This is a genomic window from Paracoccus litorisediminis (assembly GCF_009711205.1).
GTDB lineage: Bacteria > Pseudomonadota > Alphaproteobacteria > Rhodobacterales > Rhodobacteraceae > Paracoccus > Paracoccus litorisediminis.
The window spans coordinates 47,403-67,049 of the sequence record NZ_WMIG01000006.1; the positions used below are offsets into that span (position 1 = coordinate 47,403).

17 protein-coding genes are annotated in these 19,647 nt (G+C 64.4%); 8 read left to right on the forward strand and 9 right to left on the reverse strand.

Annotated elements, in window-relative coordinates; all coding sequences use genetic code 11:
- Positions 1–2: 2 nt before the first annotated feature.
- From GL300_RS12880 to GL300_RS12910, 7 genes are all read right to left on the reverse strand, one after another.
- Positions 3–2,624 (reverse strand): nitrate reductase, encoded by a 2,622-nt coding sequence (locus GL300_RS12880; protein WP_246195168.1) that lies wholly within the window; start codon positions 2,622–2,624, stop codon positions 3–5.
- Positions 2,625–2,640: 16 nt separating this feature from the next.
- Positions 2,641–3,489 carry a formate/nitrite transporter family protein gene (locus GL300_RS12885; RefSeq protein WP_155040045.1) on the reverse strand — a complete coding sequence of 283 codons (849 nt, stop codon included), beginning with the start codon at positions 3,487–3,489 and terminating at the stop codon, positions 2,641–2,643.
- An 11-nt stretch (positions 3,490–3,500) separates the two neighbouring features.
- Complete coding sequence (nirD, locus tag GL300_RS12890; protein WP_155040046.1) at positions 3,501–3,833, reverse strand: nitrite reductase small subunit NirD; 333 nt, start codon at positions 3,831–3,833, stop codon at positions 3,501–3,503.
- Positions 3,830–6,265, reverse strand: a complete 2,436-nt coding sequence (gene nirB, locus GL300_RS12895; RefSeq protein WP_155040047.1) for a nitrite reductase large subunit NirB — start codon at positions 6,263–6,265, stop codon at positions 3,830–3,832. Before nirB ends, nirD begins: the two co-directional genes overlap by 4 nt.
- Positions 6,266–6,279: 14 nt before the next feature.
- Positions 6,280–7,491 (reverse strand): MFS transporter, encoded by a 1,212-nt coding sequence (locus GL300_RS12900; RefSeq protein WP_155040048.1) that lies wholly within the window; start codon positions 7,489–7,491, stop codon positions 6,280–6,282.
- Positions 7,492–7,780: 289 nt separating this feature from the next.
- Positions 7,781–8,953: an ABC transporter substrate-binding protein gene (locus GL300_RS12905; protein WP_155040049.1), complete on the reverse strand. Its 1,173-nt coding sequence runs from the start codon at positions 8,951–8,953 to the stop codon at positions 7,781–7,783.
- Positions 8,944–9,534 (reverse strand): ANTAR domain-containing response regulator, encoded by a 591-nt coding sequence (locus tag GL300_RS12910; protein ID WP_155040050.1) that lies wholly within the window; start codon positions 9,532–9,534, stop codon positions 8,944–8,946. The genes GL300_RS12905 and GL300_RS12910 overlap by 10 nt, the downstream gene beginning before the upstream one ends.
- Positions 9,535–9,814: 280 nt before the next feature.
- Between GL300_RS12910 and GL300_RS12915 the strand changes: the two genes are divergently transcribed.
- The 8 genes from GL300_RS12915 to GL300_RS12950 all read left to right on the forward strand — a co-directional run bounded on the left by GL300_RS12915 (position 9,815) and on the right by GL300_RS12950 (position 17,818).
- Positions 9,815–10,723: a helix-turn-helix domain-containing protein gene (locus tag GL300_RS12915; protein ID WP_155040051.1), complete on the forward strand. Its 909-nt coding sequence runs from the start codon at positions 9,815–9,817 to the stop codon at positions 10,721–10,723.
- 178 nt (positions 10,724–10,901) lie between these two features.
- Positions 10,902–12,035, forward strand: coding sequence for a calcium-binding protein (locus tag GL300_RS26690; RefSeq protein WP_155040052.1), 1,134 nt, complete (start codon positions 10,902–10,904; stop codon positions 12,033–12,035).
- Positions 12,036–12,282: 247 nt separating this feature from the next.
- Positions 12,283–13,107, forward strand: a complete 825-nt coding sequence (locus GL300_RS12925; protein ID WP_155040053.1) for an alpha/beta fold hydrolase — start codon at positions 12,283–12,285, stop codon at positions 13,105–13,107.
- A gap of 26 nt (positions 13,108–13,133) precedes the next feature.
- Positions 13,134–13,835 (forward strand): hydrolase, encoded by a 702-nt coding sequence (locus tag GL300_RS12930; RefSeq protein ID WP_155040054.1) that lies wholly within the window; start codon positions 13,134–13,136, stop codon positions 13,833–13,835.
- Positions 13,836–13,909: 74 nt separating this feature from the next.
- Positions 13,910–15,772: an amidohydrolase gene (locus tag GL300_RS12935; protein ID WP_155040055.1), complete on the forward strand. Its 1,863-nt coding sequence runs from the start codon at positions 13,910–13,912 to the stop codon at positions 15,770–15,772.
- A 17-nt stretch (positions 15,773–15,789) separates the two neighbouring features.
- Positions 15,790–17,445 (forward strand): MFS transporter, encoded by a 1,656-nt coding sequence (locus GL300_RS12940; protein ID WP_155040056.1) that lies wholly within the window; start codon positions 15,790–15,792, stop codon positions 17,443–17,445.
- Entirely contained in the window at positions 17,442–17,663 is a 222-nt protein-coding gene (locus tag GL300_RS12945) for a DUF1427 family protein (protein WP_155040057.1), read from the forward strand. Before GL300_RS12940 ends, GL300_RS12945 begins: the two co-directional genes overlap by 4 nt.
- On the forward strand, positions 17,660–17,818 hold the full coding sequence (locus GL300_RS12950) for a DUF1427 family protein (protein ID WP_155040058.1): 159 nt from the start codon (positions 17,660–17,662) through the stop codon (positions 17,816–17,818). Before GL300_RS12945 ends, GL300_RS12950 begins: the two co-directional genes overlap by 4 nt.
- Here GL300_RS12950 and GL300_RS12955 read toward each other — a convergent pair.
- Positions 17,815–18,522 (reverse strand): FadR/GntR family transcriptional regulator, encoded by a 708-nt coding sequence (locus GL300_RS12955; RefSeq protein ID WP_155040059.1) that lies wholly within the window; start codon positions 18,520–18,522, stop codon positions 17,815–17,817. The two genes, GL300_RS12950 and GL300_RS12955, sit on opposite strands and share 4 nt — an antisense overlap.
- A gap of 81 nt (positions 18,523–18,603) precedes the next feature.
- The gene (locus GL300_RS12960; RefSeq protein WP_155040060.1) at positions 18,604–19,623 is read right to left on the reverse strand and encodes a YeiH family protein; all 1,020 of its coding nucleotides are present in this window, start codon (positions 19,621–19,623) and stop codon (positions 18,604–18,606) included.
- Positions 19,624–19,647: the final 24 nt, after the last annotated feature.

Consider the following 19,647-nt stretch of genomic DNA (forward strand, 5'->3'; position numbering starts at 1 on the left):
CCTCATGCCCTAGCGGCGCTGGCCAGCAGGGCCTTGATCTCGGGGCGGCAGGAACCACAATTCGTTCCCGCCCGCAATGCAGCGCCGACCTCATCGACCGTGGTCAGGCGCTGCGCGCCGATGGTGCTGCGGATCAGGTTCACGCCGACGTTGAAGCAGGCGCAAACCAGCGCGCCGTGATCGGGCCGGTCGCCACCGGGCCTGCCCGCCAGCGCGTCCCCGGCATTTTCCCCGCCCAGCAGGCTGCCCAGATGGCTGCGCGACAGACCGACCGGCTCTCGCGCGATGAACAGGGCAGCCTGCAAGCGGCCCTCGCGCATGAAGGCCAGCCGGATCTGGCCCTTGGCCCGGTCATGCACGGTCAGCGGCTCATCCCTTAGCCCGAACAGGGCGCGGGCATGATCCATCCAGCATTCGGGATCGGCCTCGCCAGCCAGTTCGGCCTGCCAGCCGCCCTCAATCGCGGCGCGCGCCCAATAGGCGCTGGCGGGAATGATCGGCCCGGCCGAGATCGCATAGCCATACCACGCAGCGCGGAACGGGGCGATCGCGACCGGCGCGGATTTCGAGGCGGGCTGACCCGAGACAGGATCGGTCACGCCCGGAACCAGCACATCCACCCGCCCCGAGGGCGCGGTCTGCCCGGTCCAATGGATCGGCGCAAAGGGATGTCCCGGTGCGACCCGGTCGGTGACCAGAACCCGCAGGATCGCGGTACCCTCGGGGCTGCTGACCCGTGCCAGCGACGCGACCGACAGTCCCAAGGCCTCGGCATCGCGTGGATGGATCTCCAGATAGGGTTCGGCCAGATGGCGCGAAAGACGGGCCGAAATCCCGGTGCGGGTCATCGTGTGCCAATGGTCGCGGACCCGACCGGTATTCAGGCGATAGGGATGTTCGGCGCTGACCGACTGCGGGGCGCGCGGCGTGACCGGGATCATCCGCGCCTTGCCATCGGGATGGTGAAAGCGGCCATCGCCAAAGAAGCGGCCGCCCGATTTGCGCGGCGATTGCGGCCACAGGAATGGCTCCAGCCGGTCATAGGCGTCCCGCGTGATCCCGGCATGGCTCGAGATGTCGAAATCGCTGCCAAGCCTGCCCGCGACGCCGGACAGGGCGGCATGCTCGGCATAGATCTGGGCCGGGTTGGTCCAGGCGAAATGCTCGCCCCAACCCATGCGGGTGGCGACATCGGCGATGATGCGCCAATCGTCGCGGGCCTGACCAGCAGGGGCCATGCTGCGACGCTGGCGGCTGATCCGACGCTCGGAATTGGTGACGGTCCCGTCCTTTTCCGCCCAACCGGTCGCGGGCAACAGGACATGGGCCAGACGAGTCGTGTCCGTTTCCGCGACCATGTCCGAGACCACCACGAAATCGCAGCCGGCGATGGCACGGGCGACGCGGTCCGCCTCGGGCATCGAAACGGCGGGGTTGGTACACATGATCCACAAGGCCTTGATCCGCCCGTCCTCGACCGCGCGGAACATGTCGACAGCTTTCAGGCCGGGTCTCTCGGCCATGCGCGGCGCGGCCCAGAAATCCTGCACGGCGCTGCGATGGGTCGCGTTTTCGATATCCAGATGACAGGCCAGCATATTGGCCAGACCGCCGACCTCTCGCCCGCCCATGGCATTGGGCTGGCCGGTGACGCTGAACGGCCCCATGCCGGGACGACCGATCCGGCCCGTGGCAAGATGACAGTTCAGGATCGCATTGACCTTGTCGCTGCCGGATTCCGACTGGTTGATGCCCTGCGAATAGACGGTGACGACCTTTTCCGTGCCGGTCCACAGGTCAAGGAAACGCTCCAGATCCTCGGCCGACAGGCCGGTGGCGGCAGGATCGGCTTCGCGCGCAGCGTGAATTGTGGCGTCAAAGCCATTCACATTGCTGATGAAATATTGGTTCACTGCACCACGCTCAGCAATCGCGGCCAGCAGCAGATTGAACAGAACCGCATCCGCCCCCGGCGCGATCGCCAGATGCAGGTCGGCCAGATCGCAGGTTGCGGTCCGCCGCGGGTCGATCACCACGACGCGCATTTCGGGGCGGGCTTCCTTGGCGGCGACAAGGCGCTGAAACAGCACCGGATGGCACCATGCCAGGTTCGACCCGGTCAGCACCACCAGATCGGCCTGCTCCAGATCCTCGTAAAGCCCCGGAACCGTATCGGTGCCAAAGGCGCGGCGATGCCCCGCGACCGAGGACGCCATGCACAGCCGCGAATTCGTGTCGATATTGGCCGAGCCGATGAAGCCCTTCATCAGCTTGTTGGCGGCATAGTAATCCTCGGTCAGCAATTGCCCCGAGACATAGAAAGCGACCGAATCCGGGCCGTGTTCGGCGATGGTTTCCGCAAACCGTGCCGCGACCAGATCCAGCGCATCGTCCCAGCTTGCCTCGCGCCCGTGGATGCGCGGGGCAAGCAGCCGACCTTGGCGGTCCAGCGTCTCGCCCAAGGCCGAACCCTTGACGCAAAGCCGCCCCCGGTTTGCCGGATGGGCCGGATCACCCATGATGTTCAGCCCGCCCGTCCCGTCCGGGCTGGCCAGCACCCCGCAGCCTACTCCGCAATATGGGCAGGTGGTGCGGATCGTCGAAACTGCGGGATGCATGGTCATGTGATGGTCCTTGGCTCTACTCGGCGGGAACCGCGACGGGCTGAACCTCGTCGGCATTGCGCTGGCGTTCGGGCGAGGTCTTGTGATGGGTGGCATAGATCACCGCACCGACAAAGGTGATGCCGCCGACCATATTGCCCAGCACGGTCGGGATCTCGTTCCAGATCAGGTAGTCCATCCAGGTGAACTGCCCGCCCAGCAGGATGCCCGCGGGGAACAGGAACATGTTCACGATGGAATGTTCGAAGCCCATGTAGAAGAAGACGAGGATCGGCATCCACATCGCCATGATCTTGCCGGAAACACTGGTGGACATCATCGCGGCCACGACCCCGGTCGAGACCATCCAATTGCACATGACCGCGCGGACAAACAGCGTCAGCATCCCCGCCGCGCCATGCGCCGCATAGCCCAGCGTCCGGCCCTCGCCGATATGGCCGATCTTTTCGCCGACGGCGTTGGGGGCCTCGGAGAAGCCGAAGGTCACGATGATCGCCATGAACACCGCGACGGTGAAGGCCCCCGCGAAATTCCCGGCGAATACCAGCCCCCAGTTGCGCCACAGCCCCTTCATTGTCACGCCGCGCCGCTTGTCGATCAACGCCAGAGGCACCAGCGTGAACACCCCGGTCAGCAAATCGAAGCCCAGAAGGTACAGCATGCAGAACCCGACCGGGAACAGCAGCGCGCCGATCAGCGGATCGCCGGTATTGACCGTGACGGTGACGGCGAATGCGGCCGCCAGCGCTAGGATCGCCCCCGCCATATAGGCGCGGATCAGCGTGTCACGGGTCGACATGAAGACCTTGGCCTCACCAGCATCGACCATTTTTTTAGCGAAATCAGATGGATTGACATAGGACATGATGTGACTCCTCAGGCAGCCCGGCGGGCCATCAATTCGGCGCTGATCAGGATGCGGCCATTTTCGACGCGGATCGGATAGGTGCGGACAGCGCCTTCGTCGGCGCCCTGAGCCTCGCCCGAGTTCATGTCGAAGACCCAGTTATGCAGGGGACAGGTGACCGAGGTCCCATGCACGATCCCCTCGGAAAGCGGGCCGCCCTTGTGCGGGCAGCGGTCCTCAAGGGCGAAGACCCGGTCATCTGCGGTGCGGAATACTGCGATGCAGCCCTGCACGGTTTTCACGACGCGCGCACCCTGTTGGGGGACGTCCGAAAGCGCGCCGATATCGACGAATGTGGTCATTCCGCTGCCTCCAGCGTCAGGTCTGCAAGGGGGCCCCATTTGGGCGTCTCGGCGGGGGTGGAAAGCTCGGCCCAGGGGTCGGTGCGATAGACCGACTGGCTGATCTCGAAGCGTTCGACGAGGGCGCGGCGGTTTTCCAGATCATCGACGACCTGCGCCTTGATCCAGTCGAGGCCGACCTTGGCCATCCACTTCCAGATCCGGTCCAGATATTTGCCGTTCTCGCGGTAAAGCTGGGTCACGGCCAGAATGATCTGAATGGTTTCCTCTTCGGACGGGGTCGAGGCCAGATGCTCGGTTTCCTTGACCTCCATCCCCGCCGCGCCGCCGATCGAAATGTTGTAGCCGCTGTCGACGCAGACCACACCGATGTCCTTGCAGGTCGCCTCGGCGCAGTTGCGCGGGCAGCCGCTGACGCCCAGCTTCAGCTTGTGCGGCGTCCACGACCCCCACATCAGCTTCTCCAGCTTGATGCCAAGCCCGGTCGAATCCTGCGTGCCGACGCGGCAGAATTCCTTGCCGACGCAGGTTTTGACCGTGCGCAGACCCTTGGAATAGGCCGCGCCCGACACCATCCCGGCGGCGTTCAGATCGGCCCACATATGGGGCAAGTCCTCCTTGCGCACGCCCAAAAGATCGATGCGCTGGCCGCCGGTCACCTTGACCATCGGCACGTTGTATTTGTCGGCAGCGTCCGCGATGGCGCGCAGCTCGGCAGGCGTCGTCACCCCGCCCCACATGCGCGGCACGACGGAATAGGTGCCGTCCTTCTGGATATTGGCGTGGTTGCGTTCGTTGACAAAACGCGACTGGCGGTCGTCCTTGTATTCCAGCGGATATTCGGCCAGCAGATAGTAGTTCAGGGCCGGACGGCAGGAATGACAGCCGCCGACGGTTTTCCAGCCCAGTTCCTGCATGACGGCGGGGATGGATTTCAGCCCCATCACCTTGATCAGGCGGCGCACGTCCTCATGCGTGTGGTCAGAGCATTTGCACATGCCGGCGGGCGCTTCGTTCACCTCGCCACCCAGAGCGAACGCCATGATCTGCTGCACCAGCCCGGTGCAGGTGCCGCAAGAGGCGCTGGCCTTGGTGCAGGCGCGCATCTGATCCAGCGTGCAGGCCCCGCCCGCCACTGCATCCATGATCACGCCCTTGGAAACGCCGTTGCAACCGCAGATCTCTGCCTCAGGCGGCAAGGCTGCAACGGCCGCCATAGGGTCCAGCTTGGACCCTCCCTGGAAGGCCGGGCCAAAGATCAGGGTCTCGCGCATCTCGCTGATGTCGGTGCCGTCCTTCATCAGCCCGTAGAACCAGTTTCCGTCGCCGGTCTCGCCATACATGACGACGCCGATGATGCGGTTGTCCTGCAGCACGAGGCGCTTGTAGATGCCGCGGCCCGGATCGCGGAAGACGATGTCTTCGCGGCCCTCGCCCTCGGCAAAGTCCCCGGCGCTGAACAGATCGCAGCCGGTGACCTTCAGCTTGGTCGCGGTCTGGACCGGGACGAATTCGGCGGCTTGGTCCAGCAGGGTTTTCGCCAGCACCTTGGCTTGGTCGTAAAGCGGAGCCACCAGACCGAACAGCTGCTTGCGGTGTTCCACGCATTCGCCAAGCGCGAAGATATGCGGATCGCTGGTGCGCATGGCGTCATCGACGACAATGCCGCGTTCAACCTCCAGATGGGCGTCATTGGCAAGGCGCGTTTCCGGGCGGATACCGACGGCCATGCAGACCAGATCGGCGGGATAGACGGTGCCGTCTTCCAGCAGCACGGCCTCGGCACGGTCATGGCCCATGATCGCCTTGGTCGCGCCCTTGCAATGGACGGTGATGCCGCGTTTTTCCAGATCCTTTTTCAGCAGGTAACCTGCGGCGGGGTCCAACTGACGCTCCATCAGGTGGCCCATGATATGGATCACGGTGACCTTCGCGCCGCGTGCGGCCATGCCCGCCGCCGCTTCCAGCCCCAGCAGACCGCCGCCGATCACCACGGCATCCTTGCCCGCCACGCCCGCATCGATCATCGCATGGGTATCTTCGAGGTCGCGATAGGTGACGACGCCGGGCAGTTCCTTGCCCACAACCGGGATGATGAACGGGGCCGAGCCGGTGGCGATGACCAGCGCGTCATAGGGCGCGCCGCCCTTGTTCGAATAGACGATGCGGTTCTTGCGGTCGATCTTGACCACCGGCTCGCCAAAGCGGCAATCCACGCCGTTTGCGCGATACCAGTCATCGTCATGGGTGACGATGTCTTCGTAGGTCTTTTCGCCCGACAGGACCGGGGACAGCATCAGGCGGTTGTAGTTACCGCGCGGCTCTCCGTTGAACAGGGTGACTTCGTAGGCATCGGGGGCAGCATCGAACAGCTGTTCGAGCATCCGGCCCGAAGCCATCCCGGCGCCAATGACCACTAGCTTCTTTTTCATGGCTGGGGTTCCTTTCAGGCGGTTTGCAGGGCAGGGGCGCGGTTCAGGCGGCGGATCGAGACATGCATCCAGATCAGGCAACCGGCGACCAGCAGGAACAGGACGGCAAAGCAGCTGGACCACAGGCCCGTCGTGTCCTTGAGCCAGCCAAAGAGCAGCGGCAGGAAGAAACCGCCAAGGCCGCCGATCATGCCGACCAGACCGCCGACTGCGCCGACATTCTGCGGGTAATAGGTGGGGATGTGCTTAAAGACGGCGGCCTTGCCGAGGCTCATGAAGAAGCCAAGGACAAAGATCACCACCAGGAACACCGGGGTCGAGACGCCCGAGGGGATTGCCAGGATCGCAGTGGCGGCCAGCGACACGATCAGAGTCCAGTACATCACCGTGCGCGCACCGATGCGGTCCGACAGCACCCCGCCATAGGCGCGGAAGATCGAGGCCGGGATGGAATAGGCAGCGCCGATCATGCCGGCGGTCTTGATATCGAAGCCATAGACCCCGATCAGGTAGCGCGGCAGCCACAAAGCCAGCGCGACAAAGGCGCCGAAGCTGAAGAAGTAATAGGCCGCGAAGCGCCAGACCTGCACGTTCTTCAGCGGCGCGAATTCGGCCTTCAGGCTGCGCAGCGGGGCCGATGCGCCGCGACGCTGGATGGTGACCGGATCGTCCTTGCTGAAGATCCAGAACAGGATCGCGGTCAGCGCCAGAACGGCGGCCCAGATCTGTGCCGTCGCTTGCCAGCCATAGGCCACCATGACGAAGGGCGCGACGAATTTGGTCAGCGCCGCGCCGACATTGCCGACGCCAAAGATGCCAAGCGCCGTGCCCTGTTTCGCCGATGAGTAGAAACGCGAGACATAGGCCACACCGACGGCGAAGGAACCACCCGCAAGGCCGACGCCAAGCGCGGCCAGCAGCATCTGGTTATAGGTCTGGGCCCAGCCCAGCAGGAAGGTCGCCAATGCGGCAGCCAGCATGGTCAGGGTATAGACAACGCGTCCGCCAAGGCGGTCGGTCAGCACCCCCAGCACGATGCGGACCAGCGATCCGGTCAGGACGGGCATGCCGATCAGCAGACCGAACTGGGTTTCCGTCAGGGAAAGCTGTTCGCGGATCTGGATGCCGATGATGGCAAAGATCGTCCAGACGGCAAAGCAGATGACAAAGGCGAAGGTGGACAGGCCGAGGGCGCGATTTGCCTCGGACGAGGGGGACATGGTCATGGGATGCTCCGATGGCGTTGACTGAAAAGCGTCTGCTGTCGGAAAACGATGCTCGCGGAACCTCAGCGGTTCGGATCGCACGCTTTCGCAAGATTCCGCATCCTCGCGGGATCATGCCGCATCATTGCGAGCTGGCCTGGTCGCGCCGTTGCGCCGGGCCGTAAGATCACATTGCCCGTGCCGGGCCTGTCACTCAACTGTCGTGATGGATTTTCGCCGTGTCGGAATGCTGCTGCTGCGCGATACGGCGGCATTGCTTCGCTGCGGGCGCAAAATGCCCGGATTTCGCTCAGATCGCGAATGGTGGCTCGAATGTGGTGCCGTCAAAGAACGCGTCGCGACGCAGAATCATCTGCCCACGCTCGGCCGGGACATGCAGGTCCGTGGCCAGCGCGCCCTCCAGCCGGGCCGAAGCGCCGGGCAGCTCGGCCCCGGCCTCGCGCAGGTGCTGGCGATAAAGGTCGGTGCGATAAACCGCCATGGCGCGGCGCATCGCCTCGGCAGGGTCGCGGCCATGCCGACGCGCGATCCGGTCGGCAAAGAAGGCGGCAAGGCTGCGCCAAGGATAGCTGGCCGATCCCGCATTGAACGCGATAAAGCCGGGCACGTCGCGCATTTCGCCCATGGGCGAGACCATCATCCGCCCGGTCAGGCCGCGTTCGGCCAGTTCCGAAGGCAGTTTCAGATATTCGGGACGGGAAAGGATCTCGGCCGCACTGCCGCGATGTTCGGGCATGTCCAGCCAGCGCCCGGCACGCCAGATCGCCCGCATCAGGCGACCGGTCAGGTCCGGCTGACCCTCGACAAAGGCATGGTTCAGCACCAGCCCCTTTTCCGGCGGGGCCGCCCAGATTGCGATGCCAGGCAAGATCAGCGAGGCAATGCCATTTTCCACCGCGAAGGATGCCCAGGGCTCACCCACGCAGAACAGGTCGACCTCGCCTGCCGCCATGGCCTCGGCCATGTTTGGCGGTGGGACGGTCACGACCGAAATATCGTCGCCGAAGCCGGAATGGTGCAGCCAGTGGCGCACCAACTCGTGCTGGGTCGAAAACAGGAAGGGCACGCCGATGCGCAAGGGTTTGTTCACTGCGGCGCGCAGGGCGCGACCTGCGGCCATGGCATCGGAAAAGGCAAAATCATGGCCACCGAGACGCAAAGCCTCGGCCAGTTCGGGGCTGACGGCAATCGCCTGACCGCCCTGCGACAGCACCATGACCAGATCGCTGGGCGGCAGGGCCGGACCAAGCCCCATCGCTTGTGCGACGGGCATGGGGGCCAGCATATGGGCGGCCTCGATCAGACCCGCGCCCAGCATGTCGCGGCTTTGCGCCCATGAGTTCAGGCGGATCAGGTCCAGCGACAGGCCTTCCTCGGATGCAAAGCCCAGCTCCTGCGCCACGATCAGCGGGGCCGCGTCGATCAGCGGCAGATAGCCCAGTCGGATCGGCGTCAGCGGCATGACAGAAGCCCCGCCGCCATCACCAGTTGTTGGGCAATGTCGCCCATGCGCTTGCCCTGATCCATCGCCGTCTTGCGCAGCAGCGCATAGGCGGCCTCTTCGTCGATGTCGCGGGCCTTCATCAGGATGGCCTTGGCGCGGTCGATCAACTTGCGTTCCTCAAGGGCGGCACGGGTCGCGGCCAGTTCGGCCCGCATGCGCTGGAACATGTGGAACCGCGCGATGGCCGCATCCAGCACCGGCTTGATCCGGTCCTGCCGCAGCCCGTCCACAACATAGGCCGAGATGCCGGCCTCGATCGCGGCGCGGGTCAGCCCTTCGTCCGAGCGGTCGACGAACATCGCCACCGGTCGTTCAGTCGGGCTTGAGGCCAGCGCCAGATCCTCAAGCATGTCGCGCGATGGGTTGGCCAGATCGATCAGCACGATATCGGGGTGAAACTCGGCGATATGGCGGGCAAGGCCCGCGACCTCGGCCAGCACACGGATGTCATGGTCTCCGGCCTCGCGCAGCCCATCGACGATGGTTTCGGCACGCAGGGCATCCTCTTCGATGACGATGATCGACAGGCGTTTTTCCATGATCCCTTCCGCCGCTTCCTGCGGCCCAGATCGCATCGGATGAGGCCGTCAGCAATGCTGCGCCCGTCACATCCGCAAATATCACCCGTCTGTGCCGAAGTTTCACGCAGACCGCACAAACATTAGCCAGAATCCCGGTCACTATACCAAGGTCTAGAAAGACAAGGATCGCGAAATACGGCGCATTAATATTCAAGCTCTCCCAAACGGGATCGGGAACACCCACAAGTTGTAAACCGAAAAACCTCGCGCCAGACGGATCGCAAGGAAAGGCTACAGGATGAGTGCTCAGCTTCAGTCGATGGAACGAGGCGTCAAGACCATGGATTCGCTGGGATGCGCCACCACGGCCCTGTCCGCCGATCATGTGCTTTGCACCGGCGATATCGTCTTTCGCCGCAAGGCCGCGCCGGGACTGCATCGCAGCACGGTCGCGACGCCCGCGCAGGAGCGTGGGTTGCTGGTCGGAATCTCGCTGGCCGATGGCCATCGCCGCAAGGGCGGTGAAGGGGGGCGGGTACAGGACCGGCTGTTCGACCGGGGCGACATCTATATCCGCGACTTCGACAGCGATTACGCCGCGACAATGGACGGCCATTTCGATTTCTTTCTGATCGAGCTGTCGCGCAATTTCATCGAGGATGCCGAGCGGATCAGCGCCCGCGGCAAGGGTCAAACCCTGTCGCGCGTTCAGGGCCGCGAGGACCAGATCCTGCGCCATCTGGCTCAGGCCCTGTTGCCCGCGCTGGCCGCGCCCGAGTCCTTTGATCCGCTGTTCATTGAGCAGCTGGCGACCACAATCGGTGCACATTTGCTGCACCAATATCGAACGGATGGCGGTTCGGATAGCGACCGGCTTTGCGCGCTGGCCCCGGTGATGATCCGCCGCGCGCAGGATATGCTGATGTCAGGCGAGGGGGACAAGGTCTCGATCGCCGATATTGCCGAGGCGCTGAACCTGTCCCGCCACGGCTTTTTCCGCGCCTTTCGCGACTCTACCGGGGTGACGCCCTATCAATGGCTGCTGAACCAGCGCATCGAACGCGCCCGTCGGTTGCTGGCCACCACGGACCTGTCGCTGGTCGAGGTCGCCCTGACCTGCGGCTTCTCGGATCAGAGCCATTTCACCCGCGTCTTTGGCCGCATAGAGGGCATGTCGCCGGGGCGCTGGCGCGACCGCGTGCGGTAAGAGACGGCGTCGTTAACTATCTGTTAACAAATCCCGTTGACGAGATCATCGGCTTCCGCCATCAGCGAATTTGTGTCGACAAAAGATGCATGGGCGCTGGCTGGGAATTTCCCCCGATCGCCACCATGCCTCCGCGTGACGAGTGTTCGTTTTTAACGATTGCAATGGAGATTGGGCGATGGCCGTTTTCGACGCTTACGTAGGTATGAGGATGTGGGGTGTCGGCACGTCTTACGGGACTGTCACTTGGGCAGGTTATGACGCGATCGTCATTCAGGTCGGTTCCCATACTTATGAGTATTATGGAAATTTCAGCTATGATTCCTATGGAAACGTCTATGGGACGTTGACTGGTTATGCCGAATATTACGGCAATACTCTGCTTGGAGAGGCTTACAATTTCTCAGTCGATGCGGCGACGGCCTTCGATGCGATCAATGCCGGAAATGCCGATGGGCTGATCGCCTATATCGCGCGCGGGTCGGATATCGTCTATGGCTCGGACTATGCCGACAACATCGCGGGCTTTGGCGGGAACGACGCCCTGATCGGCTATGCCGGGAATGACCTGATCTATGGCGGCGCTGGCAATGACTCGATTTCGGGTGGCGCTGGCAACGACCGGATGTATGGCGGGTCGGGCAACGACGAATTCTACATCCTCGACGGTTCGGACAACGTCACCGAATATGCCAATGAGGGCACTGACCGGGCGCAGATTTCGGTCAATTACACGCTGACGGCGAATGTCGAAAACCTTGCCATGAATGGCAGCGGCAACCTGTCGGGCACCGGAAACGGCCTTGCGAATGCCATGACCGGCAATGCGGGCAACAACCGTCTGAATGGTGCAGCGGGCAATGACAATATCAACGGTGGCAGCGGCAACGACGTGCTGCTGGGCGAGATCGGCAACGATATCCTGAACGGAGCCGCGGGCGCGGACCGTCTGATCGGTGGGGCCGGGGCAGACCGGATGGCCGGCGGTGCCGGGGCGGATACCTTCGTCTTTACCGCAAGGACCGAGTCGACCGTTGCCTCGGGCGGGCGCGATATCATCACCGATTTCAGCCGCAGCCAGCATGATCGCATCGACCTGAGCGCGATCGACGCCAATACGAACCGCACGGGCGAACAGGCCTTTACCTATATCGGCAATGCCGGGTTTACGGGTCAGGCGGGTCAGGTCTCGGCGCGGGCGGTCAGCGGCGGTACGCTGATTTCGGGCGATGTGAACGGGGACCGGGTGGCGGATTTCTCGATCCTGCTCGACGATCGGATGACGCTTTCGGCCAGCGACTTCATCCTGTGAACGGATTGCGGCGCGCCAAGGCGCGCCGTTTTCCTGCGCGACGATCGTGAAACGCGCAGCACGAGCTTGCAAGATCGAGGGGGTGATCCGGGGCTAGGGTCAGCGGCAAGTTACGATTGCGCCCCGCAATGTCTTCTCGGGCCGTCAGGCTACTGCAATCCGGCGGACGGCCGGGGCAGGGGCGCTTTTCGTGGCGAACGGGGACGGCTTTTGGCCGCCCCCATGTCACTGAAAACGGAGCCTGACCATGAGCTACATCACCACCTCGGACGGCGTGCAGATCTTTTACAAGGATCAGGGGCAGGGCCGTCCCATCCTGTTCTCGCATGGCTGGCCGCTCAGCGCCGATGCCTGGGAAACGCAGATGCTGTTCTTTGGTCAGAAGGGCTACCGCGTCATCGCCCATGACCGGCGCAGCCATGGCCGCTCGCAGCAGGTCTGGGATGGCAACAACATGGACCGCTATGCGGACGATCTGCACGACCTGATCGAGGCGCTGGATCTGAAGGACGCGATCCTGATCGGTCACTCCACCGGCGGCGGTGAGGTTGCGCATTACCTTGGCCGCCATGGCACCGCCCGTGTCGCGGCCGTCGTGCTGGCAGGCGCGGTTCCGCCGCTGATGGCAAAAACCGAGGCCAACCCCGAGGGCCTGCCGATCGACGTCTTCGACAGCATTCGCGCGGGCGTGGCCAGCAACCGCTCGCAGTTCTTCAAGGATCTGGCGGTGCCGTTCTACAGCCACAACCGCGAAGGGGCGACGGTCAGTCAGGGCCTGCAGGACGCCTTCTGGCTGCAGGGCATGGCCGGGGGGATCAAGGGCCTGTACGATTGCATCCACGAATTTTCGGAAGTCGACTACACTGACGACCTGAAAAAGATCGACGTCCCGGTCCTGTTCATCCACGGCGACGACGACCAGATCGTGCCCATTGGTGCCGCGGCGGAAAAGGCGGTGAAGCTGACCGCCAAGGGCACGCTGAAAGTCTATCCCGGCGGCTCGCATGGGCTGGCCGAGACCGAGCCTGAACAGTTCAACCACGACGTGCTGGCCTTCATTTCCTCGCTTTGATCCGCCGAACCCAAGGGAGCATCGCAATGAACGACAAGCTTGAACTGCTGACCCCCGAAAACTGCCAGATGATCTTTATCGATCATCAGCCGCAAATGGCCTTCGGGGTGCAGTCGATCGACCGGCAGGTGCTGAAGAACAACACCGTCGCGCTGGCCAAGGCCGCCAAGATCTTCAACATCCCGACCACCCTCACCACGGTCGAGACCGAAGCCTTTTCCGGCCACACCTATCCCGAGCTTCTGGAGGTCTTTCCCGATCATCCGCTGCTTGAGCGCAGCTCGATGAACTCATGGGACGACCAGAAAGTGCGCGATGCGCTGGAACAGGCGGGGCGGCGCAAGGTCGTGGTCTCGGGGCTTTGGACCGAGGTCTGCAACAACACCTTCGCGCTGTCGGCCATGCTTGAGGGCGGATACGAGATCTACATGGTCGCCGATGCCTCGGGCGGGACCTCGCGCGAGGCGCATGACTATTCGATGCAGCGCATGATTCAGGCGGGGGTGGTCCCGATGACATGGCAGCAGGTGCTGCTGGAATGGCAGCGCGACTGGGCACGGCGCGATACCTATGATGCGGTGATGGCGCTGGTCCGCGAACATTCCGGGGCCTACGGCATGGGTGTCGATTACGCCTATACCATGGTCCACAAGGCCCCCGAGCGCGTGGCCCATGGCCCGCGCCTTGCTCCGGTGCCGGCCGCGCTGTCGCCTCAGGCCGCCGAGTAACCGGTTACGCCGCGCCCGGCTTCCCCAAGCCTTCCGCCGGGCGCGGCGCCCAACTTATCGATGAAAGCGCAAGCATGATTGACACGATCCTGACCGACGGCCGCATCACGACGCTTGATCCCGCCTGCCCCGAGGCCGAGGCGCTTGCCATCTCGGGTGGCCGGATTGCCGCGGTCGGAAGCAATCGCGACATCATGCGGCTGAAGGGCGATCAGACGCAGGTCATCGAACTGGCCGGGCGACGGGTCATTCCGGGCTTGAACGACAGCCATACCCACCTGATCCGGGGCGGTCTTAGCTACAACATGGAGCTGCGCTGGGAAAATGTGCCGTCGCTGGCCGATGCCTTGCGGATGCTGCGCGAGCAGGCCGCGCGCACGCCTGCGCCGCAATGGGTGCGGGTGATCGGCGGCTGGTCCGAATTCCAGTTTGCCGAACGCCGCATGCCCAGCCTGGACGAAATCAACGCCGCCGCGCCTGACACGCCGGTGTTTGTCCTGCATCTTTACGCCCGGGCGCTTCTGAACCGGGCGGCGTTGCGGGTGCTGGGCATCGGCCCCGACACCCCGAACCCGCCCGGCGGTGTGATCGAACGTGACGCGCGTGGCAATCCGACCGGGATGCTGCTGGCCAAACCCTCGGCGCTGATCCTTTACTCGACGCTGGCGCAGGGACCAAAGCTGCCACTTCAGGACCAGATCAACTCGACCCGGCACTTCATGCGAGAGCTGAGCCGTCTGGGCATCACCAGCGTCATCGACGCGGGCGGCGGCGGCCAGAACTATCCCGAGGATTACGAGGTCATCCGTCATCTGGACAGTTCCGGCCAGTTGACCCTGCGGCTGGCCTATAACCTGTTCGCGCAAAAGCCGGGCAGCGAGCTGTCCGATTACGAACGCTGGATCGCGATGACCGAACCGGGCGCAGGTTCCGACCTGCTGCGGATGAACGGCGCGGGCGAGAACCTGACATGGTCCGCCGCCGATTTTGAAAATTTCCTTGAACCCCGCCCCGAACCCGGCCCCCATATGGAGGCCGAGCTGGAGCGCATCGTCGAATTGCTGGCGACGAACGGCTGGCCCTTCCGCATCCATGCCACCTATGACGAGACGATCGACCGCTTCCTGACGGTGTTTGAGCGGGTGAACGGGCGCACGCCCTTTCACCAGCGCTTCATCATCGACCATGCCGAAACCATCACCCCCCGCAATATCGAGCGCATCCGCGCCCTTGGCGGCGGCATCGCCATCCAGCACCGCATGGCCTTTCAGGGCGAGTACTTCGCCGCCCGCTACGGCATCGAGGCTGCCCGCGCCACGCCGCCCGTGGCCCGCATGCTGGCCGACGGTGTGCCGGTCGGCGGCGGCACCGACGCGACCCGCGTGGCGTCCTACGATCCATGGGTGGCGCTGCACTGGCTGACCACAGGGCGCAGTCTGGGCGGATTGCAGATGACCGAGGAAAGCGCGCTGCTGGACCGGGAAACCGCCCTAAGGATCTGGACCGAGGGCTCAAGCTGGTTTTCCGGAGAATCTGGCGAAAAAGGCCGACTTGTCAAAGGCTTTCATGCCGATCTTGCAGTTCTTTCCACGGACTACATGCGCGTGCCCGACGACCAAATCCGCGGCATCCGCTCGGTCCTGACCATGCTGGCGGGCAAGGTGGTTTACGGCGAGGGTGGTTTTGCGGGCCTGGCCCCGCCACTGCCCCCTGCCAGTCCGGATTGGAGCCCGGTGGGACACCTTCCCAGCCCCGGCCAGCGTCCCGCAGCAATGGCCGCGCCGGGCGACTGCGACATCCCGTCATGCCATTCAGACTGCCGGAATGCTTGCGCTCTTCATGCTCACGACCATAGCATTGCCTGGAACAACAAGGTGCCTGTCCGCCACGCTGGTCGGTTCTGGGGCGCCTTGGGTTGCTCGTGTTTTGCGATCTGACGAAAGGGCGGGTGGGCATGCAGGAAATCCCGAAACTCGTGGCGCAGAACCAGCAATCAGCCTGGAGTCCGCTGCGGCACAAGGCCTTTGCGCTGCTTTGGACGGCGACACTGATCTCGAATATCGGGACATGGATGAACGATGTCGGCTCGGGCTGGCTGATGACAGAGCTTAGCCCGTCGCCGGGCATGGTGGCGCTGGTCTCGGCCACGACCACCGTTCCGGTGTTTCTGTTCGTGCTGCTGGCAGGCGCGCTGGCCGACCGCGTCGACAAGCGGCGCTACCTGATCACGGTCAACATTCTGCTGGGCATGGTCGTCACGCTGATGGCGCTGGTCACGATGTGGGGGCGGATGACGCCACAGCTTCTGCTGGTCTTTACCTTTGTGGTCGGCACCGGGGCGGCCTTCATCGCGCCGGCATGGCAATCGATAGTGCCCGCGCTGGTCCCGCGCGAGACGCTGTCGCCGGCGGTGGCGCTGAATTCGCTGGGGGTGAATATCAGCCGTGCCATCGGTCCGGCGCTGGCCGGGCTGCTCATCACCGCCGTCGGACTGTCTGCGCCGTTCTTTGTGAACGCAGCCAGTACAATCGTCATCGTCACGGCGCTGATCCTGTGGAAACCGCCCCCGGCCGAGCCTTCGCGCCTGCCGCCCGAGCCGATCTTTGGCGCCATGCTGACCGGCTTCCGCCACGCGCTGCATAATGACGCGCTCAAGGCGACGTTGCTGCGATCCTTTGCCTTCTTCAGTTTCGCCAGCGCCTATTGGGCCCTCGTGCCGCTGCTGGCGCGCGGCGTCCCGGGCGGAGGGGCCACGCTTTACGGGCTGGTTCTGACCGCGATCGGCACGGGTGCCGTCACCGGTGCGCTGGTCCTTCCCAGCCTGCGCGTCCATTTCGGCATGAACGGGCTGACCGCCGCAGGCACGATCGCGACCGCGCTGGCCATGGCGCTGCTAAGCCTTGCCGCCAGTCGCGGACTTGCGATCATCGCGGCATTCATCGGTGGTCTCGGCTGGATCGCGGTGCTGACCAGCCTGAACGTCTCGGCCCAGATGGCGCTGCCGAACTGGGTCCGGGCACGCGGGCTGTCGATTGCGCTGATGGTGTTCTATGGCTGCATGGCGGCGGGTTCGACCATCTGGGGGCAGGTCGCAGGGATGACCTCGACCCGCTTTGCGCTGCTTCTGGCGGCAGCGGGGCTGGTCGCGGCGATACCGCTGACCTGGCACGCACGGCTGGGGCAGGGGCAGGGGCGCGACCTGACCCCCGCAGCAAACTGGCCCGACCCCCAGACCGAGGGCGATCCTGCCGACAGCGCCGATCGCGGCCCGGTCCTGATCACCATCACCTATGAGATCGAACCTGAGGAGGCCGAGGATTTCCTGTCCGCCATGTCGGACCTGTCGGGCGAGCGCTACCGCGACGGCGCGCATGACTGGGGGGTCTATCAGGACGCGGCCTCGCCCCGGAACTGGATCGAGTGGTTCTTTCTGCCCAGTTGGGCCGAGCACCTGCGCCAGCATCAGCGCCACACCCAGCATGACGTGCAGAACCACACCCGTGCCCAGGCCTTTCATCGCGGCATGCGTGCCCCCGAAATCCGCCATTACCTTGCGCCCCGCACCGCCGAGACGCGCGCCGCGCCCTTGGCAAAGGAGACCGCGACATGATCCGGACCGTCATCGGCCTGTTGCTTGCCCTGGCGATCGGCATCGCCTGCCGGGTTGCGGGCATCCCGTTGCCCGCGCCGCCCGTGCTGATCGGTGCGCTTCTGGTCGTTGCCATGACGCTGGGCTATGTCCTGACCGACCGGTTGGCCGCGCATCGGGCCAACAGCACCCGCCCGCTTTGCGGTGGTCCCACCGGCGAAAGCGGAACCCAGCCATGACCCAGACATTCGGGGGACTGCTGCTGGGATTCCTGATCGGCTCGGGGTGTCGCTGGTTCGATCTGCCCTTGCCAGCCCCACCCCGGATCGTCGGCGCACTTCTGGTCGTGGCCATGACGCTGGGCTTTCTGGGGGCGGATCTGGCGCTTTCCTAAGCGCCGACCGGCGGCGGCGAGGACGCGATCCACGTCATCGCCTGTTCGACCTGTGCCAGATGCTGCTGCATGGCGTCGCGGGCCGCCATTTCCGAGCCCGCGGCAATCGCCTCGGCAATCAGGCGGTGTTCGCGGTTCGATGAAATCCGGCGGTCCGCCATCAGGTTCACCAGTTCGGACTGGCGCATCATCGCCTGCCGTGATTGGGTAACGACACGGGCGAACAGCGCGTTCTGCGAGGCTTCGGCGATCAGGCAGTGAAAATCGGAATCCAGCCGCACCCAGGTCAGGGAATCCGTTTCAGCATCCATCCGGTCGCACAGCACGACCAGCTTGGCCAGCGTTGCATCGTCGCGCCGCAGCGCCGCCCAACCTGCGGCCGGGATTTCGATAAAGGGGCGGGCCTCGACCAGATCGCGCGCGGAAAGCTCTCCATAAGCCAGTTCGCTGACCTGCTGCGCCGAGATGACATAGCTGCCGCTTCCCGTCCGGCTGCGGGTCAGACCCAGGGTCTGCAAGGACCGCATCGCCTCGCGGATCATCGGACGGCTGACGCCGTAATTCAGGGCCAGCTTTTCCTCGGAGGGCAGACGGCTGCCTACCGGGATGCGCCCGGACAGGATCGCTCCGCGCAAATCCTCGAACACGGCCTCGGTCGCATTCCTGCGATTGACAGCAACCTTCTCCTTCACATCCTCAGCCAAGCTTCCCGTCCCTTTCCCTCCGAAACCCGTGGCGTCGCAGTCTGGACGATCGCAGGGGCCGGGGCAATGCCGCACAGGGCGCTATTGCAGCCAATGCAGTCCGGTCACGACAAAAGCTCCCAGAAAGACGGTTTGGGCCAGCAGAAGCACCATCGCGCCTGCGCCCACATCCAGCATCCTGCCCAGTTCCGTCTTGATCCCGACCGCGGCAATGGCGACCAGCAGCGCCCAACTGGACAGCGCGCCCGCGGCATCGGCCAGCCAGACCGGGATCAGCCCGGCCGAATTGACGGCGGCAAGCACCAGAAAACCCAGCACGAAACCCGGCAGCAAGGGTGGGCGCTGGCCCTCGACCTGATCGGCCAGCCCGCGCGCCCGGATCGCCAGTGAAAAGACCAGCACGACCGGGGCCAGCATCGACACCCGGATCAGCTTGACCAGAGTTGCGGTCTCTCCGGCTTCGGGGCTGATCGAAAAGCCCGCGCCGACCACTTGGGCCACGTCATGGATGGTGCCGCCCAGGAAGACCCCGGCATCGCGGGCATCCAGCCCAAAGACCTGCGCCAGCATCGGATAAATCACCATGGCCACGGTCGACAGCACCGTCACCGCCAGCACGGTAAAGACCAGATCGCGCTCGGATTTCTCGTGCCGGGGCAGGACGGCGGCAATCGCCATGGCGGCCGAGGCACCGCAAATCGCCACCGCGCCGCCGGTCAGCAAGGCAAAGCGCCAGTCGCGGCCGATCAGCCGGGTGACGGCCAGCGCGAACAGGATGGTCAGCACCACCCCCGCCACCACCAGCGCGATCGCCGCCCCACCCAGACCTGCCAGCATCTCGACCGAGATCCGCGCGCCCAGCAGCGCTACCCCCAGCCGCAGCACGGTGCGGGCGGTGAAGCCAATGCCGGGCGCGGTGCGCGAGCCCTCATCGGCCAGAAAATTCAGCGCCAGCCCCAGCAACAGGGCCATCAGCATGGCAGGCGCGCCGTAATGCTCGGACAGGAACTGCGCCGTCGCCGCCACCAGAACCGAAACCGCAAGGCCGGGAAAAAGCTCGCGCAGTTTGTCGGAACGCGACGGATCCACATTGGCTGTCATTTACAAGCCCCGCGCGTGGATATG

Coding starts and splice junctions, on each gene's coding strand:
- nirD (WP_155040046.1), bottom strand. CDS start 3,833: ATGACCACATTCGTCGATATCGGCGCGCTTTCGGACGTCCCCCAACAG.
- GL300_RS12940 (WP_155040056.1), top strand. CDS start 15,790: ATGCAGGAAATCCCGAAACTCGTGGCGCAGAACCAGCAATCAGCCTGG.
- GL300_RS12900 (WP_155040048.1), bottom strand. CDS start 7,491: ATGACCATGTCCCCCTCGTCCGAGGCAAATCGCGCCCTCGGCCTGTCC.
- GL300_RS12935 (WP_155040055.1), top strand. CDS start 13,910: ATGATTGACACGATCCTGACCGACGGCCGCATCACGACGCTTGATCCC.
- GL300_RS12905 (WP_155040049.1), bottom strand. CDS start 8,953: ATGCCGCTGACGCCGATCCGACTGGGCTATCTGCCGCTGATCGACGCG.
- GL300_RS26690 (WP_155040052.1), top strand. CDS start 10,902: ATGGCCGTTTTCGACGCTTACGTAGGTATGAGGATGTGGGGTGTCGGC.
- GL300_RS12930 (WP_155040054.1), top strand. CDS start 13,134: ATGAACGACAAGCTTGAACTGCTGACCCCCGAAAACTGCCAGATGATC.
- GL300_RS12950 (WP_155040058.1), top strand. CDS start 17,660: ATGACCCAGACATTCGGGGGACTGCTGCTGGGATTCCTGATCGGCTCG.
- GL300_RS12925 (WP_155040053.1), top strand. CDS start 12,283: ATGAGCTACATCACCACCTCGGACGGCGTGCAGATCTTTTACAAGGAT.
- GL300_RS12885 (WP_155040045.1), bottom strand. CDS start 3,489: ATGTCCTATGTCAATCCATCTGATTTCGCTAAAAAAATGGTCGATGCT.
- nirB (WP_155040047.1), bottom strand. CDS start 6,265: ATGAAAAAGAAGCTAGTGGTCATTGGCGCCGGGATGGCTTCGGGCCGG.
- GL300_RS12945 (WP_155040057.1), top strand. CDS start 17,442: ATGATCCGGACCGTCATCGGCCTGTTGCTTGCCCTGGCGATCGGCATC.
- GL300_RS12915 (WP_155040051.1), top strand. CDS start 9,815: ATGAGTGCTCAGCTTCAGTCGATGGAACGAGGCGTCAAGACCATGGAT.
- GL300_RS12910 (WP_155040050.1), bottom strand. CDS start 9,534: ATGGAAAAACGCCTGTCGATCATCGTCATCGAAGAGGATGCCCTGCGT.
- GL300_RS12880 (WP_246195168.1), bottom strand. CDS start 2,624: ATGACCATGCATCCCGCAGTTTCGACGATCCGCACCACCTGCCCATAT.
- GL300_RS12960 (WP_155040060.1), bottom strand. CDS start 19,623: ATGACAGCCAATGTGGATCCGTCGCGTTCCGACAAACTGCGCGAGCTT.